This is a genomic window from Bradyrhizobium sp. CCBAU 51765 (assembly GCF_015291725.1).
In the GTDB taxonomy this organism is placed as follows: Bacteria; Pseudomonadota; Alphaproteobacteria; order Rhizobiales; family Xanthobacteraceae; genus Bradyrhizobium; species Bradyrhizobium liaoningense.
Map to the genome: position 1 here is coordinate 4819563 of NZ_CP030038.1, position 17237 is coordinate 4836799.

The following is a 17237-nucleotide window of genomic DNA, read 5'->3' on the forward strand; positions in this document are numbered from 1 at the left end:
GTTCGCGGCCGCCCTCGATTCAACCAACGGCCTCTCTGCTTTAGTCGCTAGTTAGCTAGCCCACGCGCGGGATCGATGATGTCTTCTTCCACCACCACCGCCCCGCAAGACGAGGCCAAGCGGATCGTGTTCGACGATCCGCATGGCGCCGCCGGCAACATGCAGGAGGCGGAGGTCACGCGCGTGCGCGCACTTCGCGGCCCCTGGCGCTGGGCACTGGTGGCAGCGACCGCGGCGACGATCCTGCTCTGCATCAATCAGCAATTCTCGCTGCGCTTCTTCATCGGCTACACCCAGCTCAACACGGAGTATTTCTACCTCCTGATCGCCTTGATGCTGCCCTTCACCTTCCTGATCTTTCCCGGCACGGGGCGTGCCCCGCTCGATCGCATTCCCTGGTACGACCTCGTCCTGTTCCTCGCGACCTTCGCGGCGGCGCTCGTGCTGATGTCGAACGTGCGCAAGGCGGCGGAAGCCGGCTGGGAATTTGGCGGCGCGCCGACGGGCGTCATCGCCGCCGGCCTCGTGATGTGGGCGATGCTGATGGAGGCGCTGCGACGCACCGGCGGCTGGAGCCTGCTGCTGAGCGTCTTGCCCTTCACGGTCTATCCGCTGTTTGCCGAAGCCGGCTGGCTCGGTCCGTTCCGCGGCACGCAATCGACCCTGGAGCAGGCGACCGCCTATCACGTGCTGTCGGGCGAAAGCCTGCTCGGCATTCCCATCCAGGCCTTTGCCGACACCGTCATCGGCTTCCTCGTATTCGGCACCGCGCTGATGATGACCGGGGCCGGAAAATTCTTCATCAACCTCGCCTTCGCGCTGTGCGGCACCTTCCGTGGCGGCGCGGCGAAAGTCTGCATCTTCGCCAGCGGCCTGCTCGGCATGATGTCGGGCTCGATCATCTCCAACGTGCTGACCGCCGGCACCATGACCATCCCCGTCATGAAGAAAAGCGGCTTTCGCGCCTCCTATGCTGCCGCGATCGAGGCCTGCGCCTCCACAGGCGCGGTGCTGGCGCCGCCGGTGATGGGCGCCACGGCCTTCGTGATCGCGCAGTTCCTCAATGTCAGCTACGCCGACGTCGCAATCGCCGCCATCATCCCCGCCGTGCTGTATTATGTCGGCCTGTTCATGCAAGTCGACGCCTATGCAGCCCGCCACAAGCTGAAGGGCATTCCGCGCGCCGAGCTGCCGCGGATCATGGATACGATCAAGGACGGGTGGTACTACGTTTTCGTCATCGCGCTCCTGATCGTGATGCTGCTCTACTTCAAGCGCGAGAGCCACGCGCCGTTCTATGCAACCGCGCTGCTGCTGGTCCTCAACCAGTTCTTCTCCAAGGACACGCGCTGGACGTTGGCGACGATCGGCAAATTCCTCGAGGTGAACGGACGCACCTTCGTGGAGCTCGTCGGCATCCTCGCCGGCTGCGGCCTGCTGATCGGCGCGTTTTCGATGACCGGCGTCGTCTCGAGCCTTGCCAACGACCTCCTGCACATCGCCGGCGACAATCCCTTCCTGCTGCTGGCGATGTGCGCGCTCACCAGCCTCATTCTCGGCCTCGGGCTGACGACGACGGCCTGCTACATCTTCCTCGCCATCCTGGTCGCGCCGGCGCTGGAGAAGCTCGGTCTCAACCGCATGGCCGTGCACATGTTCATCTTCTACTGGGGCATGCTGTCGTCGATCACGCCGCCGGTTGCGATCGCCTCCTTCGCGGCCGCAGGCATCGCCGGCTCGCCGGCGATGAAGACGGGCTGGGAATCGATGTGGGTCGGCAGCATCATCTATTTCCTGCCGTTCTTCTTCGTGCTCAATCCGGCGCTGGTGCTGCAAGGGCCGAGCCCCTATCTCGCCGGCCTCGGCCTGATGGGGCTCGCCGCCTTCGGAACGCTGTTCATCTGCGGCGGCATCCAGGGCTACCAGCCCTTCGTCGGCGACCTCCGCGGGGCCGGCGCGCTGGAATGGCCCATTCGCGTGCTGCTCGTGATCGGCGGCTTCGTGGTGGCGACCCCCGGCGGCGGGATCATGCCGCTGTCACAGATGCAGGTGACCTTGCTGGGCCTCGCGATCCTGCTGCCGACGATCTTGATCGCGCTTCTTCTGGTCCGACGCCAGCCTGTGATGCCGGACGGGTTGCGCGTGCCTTAATTGCGTTGCACAAGTGCGGCGATGAAGCCGCACCTGCCCGCCGCCTCCGCCTGGACCCGCTCAAAACCGCCTTTGCTGCGGTTCCTGGACAATTGCCTCAGCGAATTCTCCGCCGAGACCTCGGGCCATGTCGCCGACTACATTCCCGAGCTCGGCAAGGCCGACCCTGCCTATTTCGGCATCAGCCTCGCCACACTGGACGGCCATGTCTATGAAGTGGGCGACAGCCGGGTGCCCTTCACCATCCAATCGATGTCAAAACCCTTCGTGTTCGCTCTGGCGCTGGACCTGCTCGGCGCCGGGACGGTCGAGAGCGCGATCGGCGTCGAGCCATCGGGCGATCCCTTCAACTCGATCCGGCTCAATTCCGACAACCATCCGTTCAACCCGATGGTCAATGCCGGCGCGATCGCCTGCACCGGGCTGATCTACGACAGCAAGGGCGTGGAGGCCTTCGAGCAGATTCGCACTGCGCTCAGCCGCTTTGCCGGACGCGACCTCGCGCTCGACGAGGCCGTCTATGCTTCCGAAAGCCAGACCGGCGACCGCAACCGCGCCATCGGCTATCTGCTGAAGACCAATGCGGTCATCTCGGACAATGTCGCCGGTGTCCTCGACGTCTATTTCCGGCAATGCGCCGTGCTGGTCACCGCGCGTGACATCGCGGTGATGGCGGCCACGCTCGCCAATCGCGGCGTCAATCCTGTCACGGGCGAGCAGGTGCTGAGCGCTTACGCGATCTCGCGCACGCTCTCGGTGATGACGTCGTCGGGCATGTACGACTATGCCGGCGAGTGGATCTACCGCATCGGCATTCCCGCCAAGAGCGGCGTCGGTGGCGGCATCCTGGCCGCCCTGCCCGCTCGCCTCGGACTCGGCAGCTATTCACCGCGCCTCGACAAGCACGGCAACAGCGTGCGCGGCATCAAGGTGTGCGAGGCGCTGTCCTCACATTACGATCTTCACATGCTCAACCGCAGCGACGACGCGCGCAACGCCGTCATCGCGGACTACGACATCGGCAAGAGCCCGTCGCGTCGCGTACGCCGCCCGCAGGAGCGCGAGATCTTGGCGGCGCACGAACAGGAGGTGCGGATCATCGAGCTGGTCGGCACGCTGTCGCTGTCCGCGGTCGACTACGTCTCGCGGCGCCTTGCCGGCCGGCCGCGGCCGCAATTCGTAATCTTCGATCTGCACCGCGTGACCTCGACCACGCGTGCCGGCGCGCGGCTGGTCGCCGAAGCGTTCGAGGAGCTTGCGGCGCTGAACGTGACCGTCGTGCTGTCAGGCGTCAGGCGTGCCTCCAAGGAATGGAACACGTTGCGTGAATGGACCGCCGAGCTGAAGAACGTCCGCGACTTCTACCTGCTCGACACCGCGATCGAATGGGCCGAAGACCAGATCGTGTATCGCTACGGCGGCTCGATCGATTTTCACGAGACCACGGAGCTCGCCGAGCAGCCACTGCTGACGGGGCTGAGCGAGGAAGAGCTGACGGATCTCGCCTCGCTCTGCACCGTCAGGACCTATCAGTCCGGCGCGAAGATTCTCACGACCGGCGATCCTGCGGATGCCCTGTACTTCCTGCGCAGCGGCGCGGTGCACGTCACCTTGCCCGACGGCATCAGGCTCGCGACGCTCACCGCCGGCATGGCATTCGGCGAGATGGCACTGCTGGAGGCAACGCGTTCTGCCGACGTGTCAGCCGACATGGCGGCAACCGCATGCGAGGTGTCGCTGAAGGATTTCGAACGCTTCCGCAAGCAGCATCCACGCGCCAGCGAATGCATCATGCGCAACCTCGCCCAGCTGCTGGCCGACCGCCTGATCGTCGCCAACGCGAAGGTGGATATTCTGACGTCGACGTAATGAGCGCCGACGCTGTTCCACAAGAAGTCGTCATGCCCGGGCTTGTCCCGGGCTTCGTACTGCTTGGCAAGACGTGGATGGCCGGGACAAGCCCGGCCATGACGCCGGACTTCCCAGCTCAAGCTTACCGGCTCGCCGCTTCGCTGATACGTCGCTTGATCTTGGCGGCACTGGCATCGAGCAGCGCGGATGGCTGCTGGCCGGTGGCGGCGCACAGGCAGGCCCAGTAGTAGACGACATCGCCGAGCTCTTCGACGAGACCCGCCTTGTCGAGCCAATCGTCGCGCAAGAGCTTCTTGATGTGGTCGGCGACCTCGCCGGATTCACCGGCAAGGCCAAGACCGAGATAGGACAACCGCTCGTTGGACGGATGCTCGTCGACTTTGGCAACGCCAGCGGCCCAAGCCGCATATTCATCGATCGTCATCGGCTTCCCTCGCCGCTTCAGTCTGATCAGCCCACCACTTCAGTGACCGGCTGGAGGTCGATCTCGAAGGTCTCCAGGAATTTCGAGGTCATGATGTAGAAGCCGACCGAGAGCTGCAATTCGACCAGAGCGGCCGGCGTCAGCTTCGACGCGATCGCCTTGAACGTCGCGTCCGTCGGCTTCTTCAGCTTCACGACCTCGTCGGTAAAGGCGAGCGCGGCGCGCTGCACCTCATTGAAGCAGGACGCCGCCTGCCAGTTCTCGAGCGCCTCGTTCTGCTCGTCGGTGACGCCGACATTCTTGCCGATGCGCTTATGCGCGACGATCTCGTACGGCGCCTCACACAAGATGCCGGTGCGGGTGATCGCGAGCTCGCGTACGATCGGGTCGAGCTCGCCCTTGTGCCTGATAGCGCCCCCCAAGCGGCAGTACTGCTCGAAGTAGCTCGGCGAGTGCGCCATCATGCGGAAGATGTTGGCATGACGGTTCTTGTCGAGGATTTCGCGGGTGCGGTCGGATGCCTTGGACGGGTCGCTGTACTGAATGCGGGCCATGATTTTCCTGAAGTTTTCCCTGAGCTTTTGATGCTTTTTGTCGTTGCGGGGATAAGTTCCCACAGACTCTATTCGCGGGCGGACGCAGGAGCAACATCATCGAGTCAAATTGCCGCCGCATTGCTGATCGACCCTGAGACAGTCGATATTCGCCGCGTGGGGACAAATCGCGGTGAGTACTCGCAAGTGGGGTGTTCCGAGTAAAAAACAATTGGCCGTCGGGTGCGCTAGCCGCGCAACGATGAGTCATGCCCAAGTCTAGGGAGAGAACGGCATGAAGGAAGCCACCAAGGGGGCGGCCTCGGGAGCGCTCGCGCATATGCTGGCGGTGACAGCGATGCTCGTCATCGCCAGCATCTTGTTCTACGGGCGTTAGTTCGAGTTTTAGCGTTTTCGTCATTCCGGGGTGGCCCTCGCACAGGCCAAGCCCAGAATACCCGTTCCAGGCTCGGTCGTATGACCGCCCCCGAATGACGGATCCCCGCTATTTGCTCTTGGTAAAGTACGGCACCAACTTTCCCGCAAAGGGCTTGAAGCTCGCGACGACCGAATCGCCGATGGCGAGATCGTTCGCGCCGTGCGCCATCATGCGAAATCCCTCGACGCAATCGACCAGCAGGATGTTGTAGGGCACGTGCGCGCGCGTCTCGGGTGTTGCCGCGCGGCAGACCAATGAGGTCGCGTAGACCCTGCCCTTGCCGCTGGCGCGCTGCTCGCGCGGATCAGGTGCGCCGCAGGCCGCGCAGAAGGCGCGGTGGAAATACTGCACATGGCCGCACGCGTCACAGGCCTGAAACGTGATCGCCTCTTCGCCCTTGGTCCAGTCCGCGAGACGCTCGCTCATCGCACCCGCTCCAGGAACATACTCACGTGGGACGACAGCACGCCGCCGTCGCCGTGCAGCAGCGCAATCGAGGCATCGCGCACCTGCCGATTCGTCGCCCGGCCCGTCATCTGCAAATGCGCCTCGACCAGATGCGCCATGGCGCCGCCGACGCCGCAATGGCCGTAGCTGAGCAGACCGCCATGGGTGTTGAGCGGCATGGCGCCGTCGCGGCCGAAATGGCCGGCGCGGACGCGCGCGGCCGCCTCGCCGCGGCCGGCAAGGCCAAGGTCTTCAAGCAGCATCGCAAGCGTGATGGTGAAGCTGTCGTAGAGCGCGGCGTAACGCACGTCGGAGATGGCAAGGCCTGTCGCCTGCCTGGCGTGCGCGATGGAGATCTCGGCACCGAGCTCGCTGAGGCCAGGCGCGGCCGTGACATGCTGATGGGTATGCGCCTGGGCGCAGCCGCGGATGCGCACACCCGCGTCCCCTGTCTGCTCGCGGCTGACGACGAACGCCGCACCGCCGTCGGAGACCGGGCAGCAGTCGAGCAGCTTGAGCGGCATCGCCACCGGCTTGGAGGCCATGACGTCGGCGATCGTGATGGGATCGTGAAATTGCGCGCCGGGATGGGTGCAGGCGTGGCCGCGCATCAGCACCGCGAACTCGGCGAGGTCCTCTTCGGTCACGCCATATTCGTGCATGTAGCGGTTTGCGACGAGGCCGTAATAGGCGGGAATGGTCGGGCCGAGCGGCACCTCGTAGTCGGGATGGCCGACCTGCGCCAGCGCCTGGATCGAGGCATCGCGGCTCTGTCCGGTGAGGCGGTTCTCGCCGGCGACGACGAGCACGTGGCGCACGACGCCTGCGTCGACGAGCTGGTGCGCGAGCATCGTCATCGCGAGTCCTGTGGCGCCACCGACCTGCACGGCATGGGCGTAAGACGGACGAATCCCGAAATGCTCGGCAAAGACGGTGGCGAGCATGATGTGCGGGGAAACGGTGGAGTAGCCGCAAAGGATGCCGTCGATGTCCGAGCGCGTCAGCCCGGCATCGTCGAGCGCGGCTTGGGCGGCCTTGCTCATCAGGTCGAGCGAGGACGAGCCTTCGTGCTTGCCGAACGGCGTGAGGCCGACGCCGGTGATGAAGCTCATACTCTCTCCCCCTCGTCATTCCGGGGCGGTCCGCAGGACCGAACCCGGAATCTCGAGATTCCGGGTTCGATGCTGACGCATCGCCCCGGAATGACGGATGAGAGATTGCGCGCCATCACTCCTCCCTACTCCGGCGCGTCACGCGTGACGCCGTCGCGCACCATGGCGGCGATCTCGTCCTGGGAGTAGCCGATCTCGCGCAGGATCTCCGCTCCATGCTCGTTGAGCCGCGGCGCCAGGCGCACCGGCTCGGCCTCGGTCTCGGACCAGGTCGCCGTCACCTTCATGCTGCGAATCGGACCTTCGGTCGGATGCGTGACCACCGGAAAAAAACCTGTCGCCTCCAGATGCTCGTCGTGCAGGATCGAGGCGAGGTCGTGCATCGGCATGACCGGCACGTCGGCCCTGGTGAGCAGGTCGATCCACTCGGCCGTGGTGCGCGTCTCGAAGATGCGCGCAAGCTCGGCGTAGACCACATCGATGTTGGCGGCGCGGCCCGCGAAGGTCGCGAATTTGGGATCGGCGCGCAGATCGTCGCGCCCGGTCGCCTTGAAGAAGTTCTCCCATTGCTTGTCGTTGTAGACGATGACGCTGAGATAGCCGTCCGAAGTCTTGTAGGGCCTGCGGTCGCGCGAGAGGTGGCGGGCATAGCCGCCCTTGTCGAGCGGCGGCTCGAAGGTGAGCCCGCCCATGTGATCGCCCATGACGAAGCCGGCCATAGTCTCAAACATCGGGATGTCGACGCGCTGGCCGCGGCCGGTACGGTCGCGGTGCACGAGGCTCGCGCAGATCGCCCCGACGGCGGTGAGGCCGACGATGCGATCGACCAGCGCATTCGGCACGTAGCGCGGCACGCCGTCGCCGGTCTGCGCCATCAGAGCCGGAAGGGCCGTCGCGCCCTGGATTAGATCGTCATAGGCGGGCTTTGCGGCATAGGGCCCATCCTGGCCGAAGCCGAACACGCCGGCATAGACCAGGCGCGGGTTGATGGCGGACACGACATCGTAGCCGAGCTGAAGCCGCGCCATGGCCTGCGGGCGGACGTTGTAGACCAGGACATCGGCGTCCTTCAGCAGCCGCAGCACGGCCTCGCGGCCGGCGGGCTTTTTCAGGTCGAGGCAGATCGAACGCTTGCTGCGGTTGGTGTTGAGAAACACCGGGCCCATGCCGGCGTGTCGCATCGGGCCGATCAGGCGGGTGACGTCGCCGTCCAGCGACTCCACCTTGATGACATCAGCTCCGTAATCGCCGAGCATCTGGGTCGCATAAGGACCCATCAACACGGTGGTCATGTCGATGACCTTGATGCCCTTCAGAGGCCCCATCGTTCGCTCCCGATTGCGCGAGGCTCAAGACGCGGCCCGCGAATTCGGTCCAGCTAACGGCAGCGCCGCCGCTCGCGCAAGGGCGGGCGGCGTATGGCGGCATGCGCAGCGCGGCGGCGATATCGGCCGCTATTTCTTCTGGCGGGATTCCCGGATCTTCAGGAGCCGGTCGAGCTCTTCGTTCTGCTGGCTGATCCGGTCGGCGATGCGCGACTCGTTCTGCTCGCCCGAGGCGGCAGCTGCCTGCTCGATGAGCTGGCGGATATTGTCCTCGAGGATCGCGATGCGGTCGTTCAGCGCGTCCATCGACAGCGAGTCTTCGTAGTCATTGCTCATGATGCATTCCCTGCCAATCAATCAGGTGCGTAGGGTGGGCAAAGCGAAGCGTGCCCACCATGATCTAGCGCAAGGAAATTGGTGGGCACGGCGCTTACGCGCCTTTGCCCACCCTACTAGACCTACTTCAGCGGCTCCAACACGGAAACGTAGTTGGCGACGGCCGCACCGCCCATGTTGAAGATGCCGCCGAGCTTGACGTTCTTGAGCTGCATGCCATCGGGGGCCTGCCCCGCAAGCTGCATCGCGGTCATCACATGCATCGAGACGCCGGTGGCGCCGATCGGATGGCCCTTGGCTTTCAGGCCGCCGGAGGGATTGACCGGCAGTTTGCCGTCCTTGAGCGTCCAGCCTTCCTTGATGGCGCGGGCGCCCTGCCCCTTCGGCGTCAGGCCCATCGCTTCATACTCGATCAGCTCGGCGACCGTGAAGCAGTCATGGGTCTCGACGAAGGAGAGATCGGACAGCGTCACGCCCGCTTTCTCCAGGGCGCGCTGCCAGGCGACCGTGCAGCCCTCGAACTGGAGGATGTCGCGCTTGCTCATCGGCAGGAAGTCCTGGGCGTGCGCGGTGGCGCGGAAGCCGATCGACTTGCTCATGCCCTTGGCGGTCTCGGCATCGGCCAGCACCAGCGCCGCGGCGCCATCGGAGACCAGCGAACAATCGGTGCGCTTCAAGGGGCCTGCGACGTAGGGGTTCTTCTCGCTCTCGGCGCGGCAGAAGTCGAAGCCAAAGTCCTTGCGCATCTGGGCGAAGGGATTGGCGACGCCGTTCTTGTGGTTCTTGGCCGCGATCAGCGCCAGCGCATCTGACTGGTCGCCATATTTCTGGAAATAGGAACTGGCGATCTTGCCGAACACGCCCGCGAAGCCGCCGACGGTGTCGCCGTCCTCGGGCAGGTAGGACGCCTTGAGCAGGTTCTTGCCGATCTCGGCGCTAGGCGTGCGCGTCATCTGCTCGACGCCGACGACCAGGACGATCTTGGCGGCCCCTGCGGCAATCGCGCGCAGGCCCTGGTGAACGGCGGCGGAGCCGGTGGCGCAGGCGTTCTCGACGCGGGTCGCCGGCTTGAAGCGCAGCTTCGGGTCGGCCTGGAGCACCAGCGAGGCGGTAAAGTCCTGCGGGGAGAAGCCGGCGTTGAAATGGCCGAGCACGATCTCGTCGACGTCGCCGGCCGAAATGCCGGCATCCGCCAGCGCTTCGTTGGCCACGCGGGTGACGAGGCTTTCGACGGTTTCGGTGTCGAACTTGCCGAACGGCGTATGCGCCCATCCGACGATGCTGGCGGTCATGATGTTCTCTCCCTGGGGATCTCTTCCTGAGCTAAGTCTTAGCCCAGAGATGGCAAGACTTCACGCGGCTTTCAGGGCCTGGACGGTGCGCTGGCAGATGGCAGTTATGCCGGCCCAGTTCCCGGCCCGGATTTCCGCCGTCGGGCACAGCCAGGAGCCGCCGACCGCAACCACATTGGGCTCCGCCAGCCAGCTCGCCGCATTGGCCTCGCCGACGCCACCGGTGGGGCAGAACCGCACGTTCGGGAACGGCCCGCCGAGGGCGCGCAGGCCCTTGATGCCGCCAGCCTGCTCGGCCGGGAAGAACTTTGCGACGTCGAAGCCGTAGGACAGCGCCATCATCAGCTCGGAGGCTGTGGCAATGCCCGGCGCGAACGGCAAGGAGCTGTCGGTTGCGGCCTTCAGCAGATCGGGTGTCAGGCCCGGGCTGATGCCGAACGCAACACCGAGCTTCTCGACGCGGGTGAAGTCGGCCGGATTGAGAATCGTGCCGATGCCGACGACCGCCTCGGGCACCTCGGCCATCATCGCCCTCGCGGCTTCGATCGCGACGGGGGTGCGCAGGGTCACCTCCAGCGTGCGGACGCCGCCGGCAACCAGCGCACGGGCCAGCGGCACCGCATCCTGGATGCGCTCGATGGTGAGGACGGGAATGACGGTCGCCGCCTTGAACAGCGCGACGAGGTGATTTTGTTGGGCGCTCGTGGTCATAGGTCTCGATTCATTTGGTCGCCTGGCGAGAGGCCGCCGGCCGGTGCCGCTTCTTCGGGGGCATGGCATAGCCCGGAATGATGGCGCCGGGATAGCAGATCACGAGGCTGGCGAGGCGATGTCCGGCCTGGGCGGCCTCGACCGGACCGGAACCGGCGAGCCGCGCCGCGATATAGGCCGCGGCGAAGCTGTCGCCGGCGGCGGTGGTGTCGACGACCGGTTTCGTCATGGGTTCGGCGCGAACCTCGCTGGTCCCGCCGGGAAAGCGCAGCAGGCTGACGGGCTCGGCGAGCCGGAACACCAGCTCCGGGCTCGGGATACGCGCCATCAGCTGGTCGTGGCTCTCGCCGGGATACAGCGCGAGCAGGTCCTCGGTCGAGGTCAGCACGATGTCGGCGGTCGCGAAGGCTGCGGCAAAGACCTCGCGGGCGACGTCGCGATCCGGCCAGCCGCGTGCGCGAAAATTGGTGTCGAACACGAACCGGGTGCCGAGCAGGCGCGCCCGCTTGATCGCCGCGAACAGCCGCTCGCGTCCGGGAGCGTCGTAGATCGAGAGCGTGATCGCGGAAAGATAGACGACGTCGTAGCTCATCAGCGAGTTGAGAATCTCGTCCGTCTCCGGCAGGCTCATCAGCTGCCGCGCCGCCGCGCTGTCACGCCAGTGGAAGAACTGGCGCTCGCCCTTCGCGTCCAGCTGGATCATATAGAGGCCGGGCAGCTTGCCCGCCAGCCGCACGACCCGCCGCGTGCCGACGCCCTCCGCATTCCAGGCAGCGATCATCTCATCGCTGAGACCGTCATCGCCGAGCGCGGTGAGATAGTCGACCTTGATCTCGAGTCGCGCCAGATAGACGGCGGTGTTGAGGGTATCACCGCCGAAACCGCGTGAATACAGGCCGCCCCCCTGCCCGGCGGACGCGCCTCCTTGCGCCTGCCTGAGCTCGACCATGCATTCGCCGATGCAGGCAACGCTCGCCATCACTAGGGCCCGCTCAGTCAGAGATCTCAGGCGACGAAATTGCCGCCGAGCTCGTCTTCGATGTGAATGCGGATGATGTCGTCGAAAGTCTTCTCGGCCGTAGTGAAGCCGAGCTCGCGCGCACGCTTCGGGTCGAAATTGCGCGGCCAGCCGCCGACGATACCGACGATGAAGGGGTCCGGCTCACGCTTGATGCGGGCGGCGACCTTCTCGCCGGCAACCCGCTTCAAGGCGGCGATCTGCTCGCCGACCGTGGCCGACAGGCCCGGCATGGTCAGATTGCGGCGCGGGCCGACGGTGGCAAGATCCATGGTGCCGGCGTGAAGCAGGAAGCCGACGGCCGAGCGCGGCGTGGCGTGCCAGTGGCGGACGTCCTCGGACACCGGCAGGATCGCTTCCTTGCCGGCGAGCGGCTCGCGAAGGATGTTGGAGAAGAAGCCCGATGCGGCCTTGTTGGGCAGGCCGGGGCGGATGCAGATGGTCGGCAGGCGGATGCCGATGCCGTCGAGGAAACCGCGGCGCGAATAGTCCGCGAGCAGCAATTCGCCAATCGCCTTCTGGGTGCCGTAGCTGAGCAGCGGGGTGTGGAAGAACTCGTCGCCGATCGCATCCGGAAACGGGGCACCGAACACCGCGATCGAGGACGTAAAGACGACGCGCGGCTTGTAGCCGCCGCCGACGAGCCTGATCGCGTCGAGCAGCATCCGCGTGCCGTCGAGATTGATCCGGTAGCCCTTGTCGAAATCCAGCTCGGCTTCGCCCGAGACGATCGCAGCAAGATGGAAGATCACGTCGGGGCGGTCGGCGATCAACTTCTCGGCCGCGCCCGGCACGGCGAAATCGCCCGACACGGTCTCGACGGGAAAACCGGCCTTCTCCGGCTTCTTGGGTTCGACCACGTCATGCATGGTCAATTTCGTGATATCGCTCTTGCCGAGCCGGCCGTCGCGCAACAGCCGTTCACAGAGTTTGCGGCCGACCATGCCGGCGGCGCCCAGAACCAGAATGTGCAAGAGCCTACTCCTTCTTACTTATTGGCAGAAGCGCACCGCTCCTGATGCGCCCCCGGCAAGCCCCGCGATCATTCCTTCACGGCGCCGGTCATCGCCGACACATAATGCTCCACGAAGAAGGCGTAAAGGATCACGAGCGGCAGCGAACCGGCCAGGGCTCCGGCCATCAGCGAGCCCCAGCGGTAGATGTCACCGTCCACGAACTCGTTGACGATCGCGACCGGCACCGTCTTGTTGCTGGTCGACTGCAGGAAGGTCAACGCATAGATGAACTCGTTCCAGCACAGCGTGAAGCAGAAGATGAAGGCCGAGATCAGGCCGGGAATCGCGAGCGGCACCACGATCTTGACCAGAATCTGCCAGCGGCTCGCCCCGTCGATCAGCGCGCACTCCTCGAGCTCGAAGGGGATGGTCTTGAAGTAGCCCATCAACAGCCAGGTCGAGAACGGGATCAGGATCGTCGGATAGGTCAGGATCAGCGCCAGCGGCGAGTCGAACAGACCGTACTGGTACACGACGGTGGCGAGCGGAATGAACAGGATCGACGGCGGCACGAGATAGGCGAGGAAGATCAGTCCCCCGACGAGATTGGCGCCCTTGTAGCGCAACCGCACGATGGCGTAGGCCGCGAACACCGATGCGACGATCGAGAGCACCGTGGCGCAGATCGCCACGTACATTGTGTTCCAGAGCCAATGCGGATAGTAGCTCTCGAACAGCAGCTTGTGGAAGTGCTTGAACGTCGGATTCCAGGTCCAGAACGGATTGTACTTGTCGAGATCGAGCAATTGCTCGTCCGGCTTCACCGAGGTCAGCGCCATCCAGTAGAACGGAAACAGCAGGACCACGACGATGATCGTGAGCGGCAGATAGAGCGTCACGAGCCTGCGCGGAACCGACTGCAGGTAGCTCATGCCCTCGCTGTTGTCGACGCGCGACGGCGCCGATATGACCGACTTGAGATCGACTTTCGAGGCAGGAAGGTCAGTCATTGCTCTCTCCCTGCTGCCACTTGCGGCGCTGCAGGCCGAACCAGGACACCATGATCGCAGCGAGCAGGAACGGGATCATGGCGCTGGAGATCGCCGCGCCCTCGCCGAGCTGCCCGGCGATGATCGCCCGCTGATAGGACAGCGTGGCCATCAGGTGGGTGGCATTGACCGGACCGCCACGCGTCATCGCCCAGATCAGCTGGAAGTCGGTGAAGGTGAAGAGCACTGAAAACGTCATCACGACGGCGATGATCGGAGTCAGCAGCGGATAGGTGATGTAGCGGAAATTCTGCCACCGCGTGGCGCCGTCGAGCGTTGCCGCCTCATAGAGCGAGGGCGAGACGGTTTGCAGGCCCGCGAGCAGCGTGATCGCCACGAACGGAACGCCGCGCCAGACATTGGCGAAGATCACGCAGATCCGCGCCCAGGTGGTGTCGCCGAGGAAATTGATGTTTTGGTTGATCAGGCCGAGGTGTTTGAGCGACCAGGAGATGATCGAGAATTGCGAGTCGAAGATCCACCAGAAGGCGAGTGCCGAGAGCACGGTCGGAACGATGAAGGGGATGAGCACCATCGCGCGCAGCATCGCCTTGAACGGCATGTGCTCGTTGAGCAGCAGCGCGAGATAGAGTCCGATCGCGAATTTGAAGGCACTTGCGACGAAGGTGTAGAGCAGCGTGTTGAATACGGACAGCCAGAAGATGGAGTCGTCCCAGAGCCACTCGTAGTTCTCGGTGGCGATGAAGTGCCCGACCCTGCCGATGCGCGTGTCCGTGAACGACAGCCAGATCCCGAGCCCGAGCGGATAGGCCAGGAAGAAGATCAGGAACGCCATGGCCGGCACCATGAACCAGAAGCCGAGCCAGTTGCGATTGTATTTGAGCTGGGTCCAGGCGCTCGCCTCGCTCATCTGAGGCTTGGCCCGGGGAATTGCGACATCAGCCATGCCCGATATCCCTGATCGAAATGTTGACGAGCGGGCGGCCGGACGGCCGCCCGCTCCGTGACCGTCAGCGATAGATGCGCTTCAGCTGGCGCTCGGCGTCCGCCATCGCGCCCTTCGTATCCTTGGCGCCGGTGCAGTAGTTGGCGAACATGTCGACGACGATGAAATCGGCGATTGCGGTCGCCGCCTTCTCGCCGACCGTGCCGATACCGGACGCCGGCAGCGTCCGCTTGGACGCCTGCGCGAACACGGCGTTCTTGGGATCCGCCGTCCAGATCGGCGCCGACTCATAGGCGTTCAAGGTCTGCGTCAGATAGCCCTGCGCGCCATCCAGCCACTTCTCGTAGTTCTCCTTCTCCAGCATGAAGGCAACGAAGGCCTTCGCCGCGTTCGGGTATTTGGTGAAGTTGAAGGCGAGGATCGGCAGCGCGAGCTGCAGCTCGGTCGGCTTGCCGACCGGTCCGACCGGCCAGAGCGCGTGATAGGTGTCCGCGGCAAGCTCCTTCTTGCTCGCGTCGGTCTTGGCGGCGACATAGATCGAGATGCCGTTCGCCGTGCAATAGAGCTCGCCGGCGAGGAACGCCTTGTTGTTGGAGGAATCGTTCCAGGACGCCGTGCCCGGGATGAAGCTCTCGTACAGCCCCTTGCAGTACTCCAGCGCCTTCGCCGTCTCCGGCGAGTTGATGATGATCTTGTCGTTCTGGTCGACCGTGTAGGCGCCGTGCCCCCACAGCACCCAGTGCAGCCAGGAATTGCCATCACCCGATGCGTGCCCGAGCGCGAAGCCGGCCGGCGTGTTGTTGGCCTTCAGGGCCTTGCACATCTCGAGGAAGCCGGGGAAATCCTTCGGGAATTCCTTGAAGCCCGCCTTCTCGAGCGCCGACTTGCGGTACGTCATGTAACCGCCGTTGGTCGCGACGGGAATGCCGAGCCAGTCGTTGCCCTGCTTGCAGGTCTTGGCGGCCGCATCGGTCCAGCCGCCGTATTTCTGGCCGAGATAATCGGCAACGTCGTTCATCTTCAGCACTTTGGTGGGGAACAGCTGCGGCAGCGTGTGCAAGCCCCAGGCAAGATCGAGCCCGGAGCCGGTATTGGCCGCAACCGAGGCCTTCGGCTGCACGTCCTCGAAGGATTCGCTGAACACGTTCATCTCGGTGCCGGTCGCGGCCTTGAACGCCGCCACCATCGCGTTGAACGCATCGTCCTCCTGCGGCACGAAGCGCTTCCACCGCATCACGGTGAGCTTGGCGCCGGGCTCGGCCTTCCAGGGCGCGCTCTGCGCCCAGGCCTTGGCGAAGTCGAACAGTGCCGGCCCGGTCAGCATGCCGGTCGCAGCCAGTGCCGTTCCGCCTTGAAGCAGAGTCCGGCGGGTAAAGTCTTGCATGTGGTCCTCCCTGTGATGCTTTTTTTATCGTCTTATGCTTCGTGGTCTGATGCGCTAGGCGTTCATGCGCTTGCCTGTCGCATCGTCGAACAGATGAACCAGCGACGGGTCGGGCTTCAGCCGCACCTTGTCGCCCGGGTTGAACTGGTGACGCTCGCGGAAGACCGCGACGACCTGCTCGCCGCCGACCTTGGCGAACACCTGCGTCTCCGAGCCGGTCGGCTCGACCACGATGATCTCGGCCTCGGCGCCGTCATCGGCGATGGTGAAATGCTCCGGCCGCACGCCGTAGACTGCGGGCCGGCCGTCCGAGCCCGCCGGTGCGGTCTTGAGCGGCAGCTTGACGCCGTTCGGCCCCTCGAAGGTGGCAACGCCGTTGACGCGAACATGCCCCTTGAGGAAGTTCATCGCGGGCGAGCCGATGAAGCCCGCGACGAACTGGTTGTCGGGCTTGTCGTAAAGCTCGAGCGGCGTGCCCATCTGCTCGACGATGCCATCATGCATGACGACGATCTTGTCGGCCATGGTCATGGCCTCGATCTGGTCGTGGGTGACGTAGACGGTCGTCGTCTTCAGGCGCTGGTGCAGCTCCTTGATCTCGGTGCGCATGGCGACGCGCAGCTTGGCATCCAGGTTCGACAGCGGCTCGTCGAACAGGAAGACCTGCGGATCGCGCACGATGGCGCGACCCATGGCGACGCGCTGGCGCTGGCCGCCGGAGAGTTGGCGCGGGTAGCGGTCGAGCAGCGGCGACAGCGCGAGGATCTCGGCGGCGCGCTTGACGCGCTTGTTGATCTCGTCCGAGCTGGCATTACGCAGCTTCAGCGAGAAGCCCATGTTCTCGGCCACCGTCATGTGCGGATAGAGCGCGTAGTTCTGGAACACCATCGCAATGTCCCGCTCCTTGGGCTGGACATTGTTGACGACGCGGTCGCCGATCGAGATCGTGCCGGAGGTGATGTTCTCGAGACCGGCGAGCATGCGCAGAAGCGTCGACTTGCCGCAGCCGGAAGGGCCAACCAGGACGACGAACTGGCCATCCTCGATCGGAATCGTCACGCCGTGCAGGACTTCAAAATTGCCGAACGATTTCCGCACGTCGCGGATTTGCACAGACGACATCTAGCTCCCTCCTCGAAAGTCCACGACGCCTCTCGCGCCGCGACCGTCTTGTTTTTCAGACTTCACCGAACGAAGCCCGATCTTAGCGGGCGACATTGTCGGTAGTTTGTGCGGTTTTGGCAATTTGTCTTTGGTTAGTCGTTGCTGGTAGCGCTGTCA

Annotated in this window: 16 protein-coding genes; 2 read left to right on the top strand and 14 right to left on the bottom strand. The window is 64.6% G+C overall.

Translation table 11 applies throughout. From position 1 onward, the window contains the following. The first annotated feature begins 75 nt into the window (after window positions 1-75). Window positions 76-2151 carry a TRAP transporter permease gene (locus XH96_RS23180; RefSeq protein WP_194387826.1) on the top strand — a complete coding sequence of 692 codons (2076 nt, stop codon included), beginning with the start codon at window positions 76-78 and terminating at the stop codon, window positions 2149-2151. Window positions 2152-2172: 21 nt separating this feature from the next. Further along, window positions 2173-4020 (top strand): glutaminase A, encoded by a 1848-nt coding sequence (gene glsA, locus XH96_RS23185; RefSeq protein ID WP_194387827.1) that lies wholly within the window; start codon window positions 2173-2175, stop codon window positions 4018-4020. A 124-nt stretch (window positions 4021-4144) separates the two neighbouring features. On the opposite strand, the gene XH96_RS23190 is transcribed toward glsA, so the two are convergent. The 14 genes from XH96_RS23190 to XH96_RS23255 all read right to left on the bottom strand — a co-directional run bounded on the left by XH96_RS23190 (window position 4145) and on the right by XH96_RS23255 (window position 17078). Beyond that, complete coding sequence (locus XH96_RS23190; RefSeq protein ID WP_061876794.1) at window positions 4145-4447, bottom strand: nucleoside triphosphate pyrophosphohydrolase family protein; 303 nt, start codon at window positions 4445-4447, stop codon at window positions 4145-4147. Window positions 4448-4473: 26 nt separating this feature from the next. After that, complete coding sequence (locus XH96_RS23195; protein ID WP_131871432.1) at window positions 4474-5001, bottom strand: carboxymuconolactone decarboxylase family protein; 528 nt, start codon at window positions 4999-5001, stop codon at window positions 4474-4476. 484 nt (window positions 5002-5485) lie between these two features. Then, window positions 5486-5845, bottom strand: coding sequence for a Zn-ribbon domain-containing OB-fold protein (locus XH96_RS23200; protein WP_194387828.1), 360 nt, complete (start codon window positions 5843-5845; stop codon window positions 5486-5488). Next, window positions 5842-6978, bottom strand: a complete 1137-nt coding sequence (locus XH96_RS23205) for a thiolase family protein (RefSeq protein ID WP_194387829.1) — start codon at window positions 6976-6978, stop codon at window positions 5842-5844. The genes XH96_RS23200 and XH96_RS23205 overlap by 4 nt, the downstream gene beginning before the upstream one ends. Window positions 6979-7103: 125 nt before the next feature. Next, window positions 7104-8303, bottom strand: coding sequence for a CaiB/BaiF CoA-transferase family protein (locus XH96_RS23210; RefSeq protein WP_194387830.1), 1200 nt, complete (start codon window positions 8301-8303; stop codon window positions 7104-7106). Window positions 8304-8432: 129 nt separating this feature from the next. Beyond that, window positions 8433-8639 carry a hypothetical protein gene (locus tag XH96_RS23215; protein ID WP_124158772.1) on the bottom strand — a complete coding sequence of 69 codons (207 nt, stop codon included), beginning with the start codon at window positions 8637-8639 and terminating at the stop codon, window positions 8433-8435. Between the two features lie 122 nt (window positions 8640-8761). Next, window positions 8762-9931: an acetyl-CoA acetyltransferase gene (locus XH96_RS23220; protein WP_194387831.1), complete on the bottom strand. Its 1170-nt coding sequence runs from the start codon at window positions 9929-9931 to the stop codon at window positions 8762-8764. Window positions 9932-9991: 60 nt separating this feature from the next. Further along, window positions 9992-10642 carry a bifunctional 4-hydroxy-2-oxoglutarate aldolase/2-dehydro-3-deoxy-phosphogluconate aldolase gene (gene eda, locus XH96_RS23225; protein WP_194387832.1) on the bottom strand — a complete coding sequence of 217 codons (651 nt, stop codon included), beginning with the start codon at window positions 10640-10642 and terminating at the stop codon, window positions 9992-9994. A 10-nt stretch (window positions 10643-10652) separates the two neighbouring features. Continuing rightward, window positions 10653-11621 (bottom strand): sugar kinase, encoded by a 969-nt coding sequence (locus XH96_RS23230; protein ID WP_194387833.1) that lies wholly within the window; start codon window positions 11619-11621, stop codon window positions 10653-10655. Between the two features lie 26 nt (window positions 11622-11647). Further along, the gene (denD, locus tag XH96_RS23235) at window positions 11648-12634 is read right to left on the bottom strand and encodes a D-erythronate dehydrogenase (RefSeq protein ID WP_194387834.1); all 987 of its coding nucleotides are present in this window, start codon (window positions 12632-12634) and stop codon (window positions 11648-11650) included. Between the two features lie 68 nt (window positions 12635-12702). After that, complete coding sequence (locus XH96_RS23240; protein ID WP_061876804.1) at window positions 12703-13626, bottom strand: carbohydrate ABC transporter permease; 924 nt, start codon at window positions 13624-13626, stop codon at window positions 12703-12705. Beyond that, the gene (locus XH96_RS23245) at window positions 13619-14536 is read right to left on the bottom strand and encodes a carbohydrate ABC transporter permease (RefSeq protein WP_194394220.1); all 918 of its coding nucleotides are present in this window, start codon (window positions 14534-14536) and stop codon (window positions 13619-13621) included. Before XH96_RS23245 ends, XH96_RS23240 begins: the two co-directional genes overlap by 8 nt. A 100-nt stretch (window positions 14537-14636) precedes the next feature. Beyond that, the gene (locus XH96_RS23250; RefSeq protein WP_194387835.1) at window positions 14637-15956 is read right to left on the bottom strand and encodes an ABC transporter substrate-binding protein; all 1320 of its coding nucleotides are present in this window, start codon (window positions 15954-15956) and stop codon (window positions 14637-14639) included. Between the two features lie 54 nt (window positions 15957-16010). After that, the gene (locus tag XH96_RS23255) at window positions 16011-17078 is read right to left on the bottom strand and encodes an ABC transporter ATP-binding protein (protein ID WP_028179109.1); all 1068 of its coding nucleotides are present in this window, start codon (window positions 17076-17078) and stop codon (window positions 16011-16013) included. Between the last annotated feature and the right edge of the window lie 159 nt (window positions 17079-17237).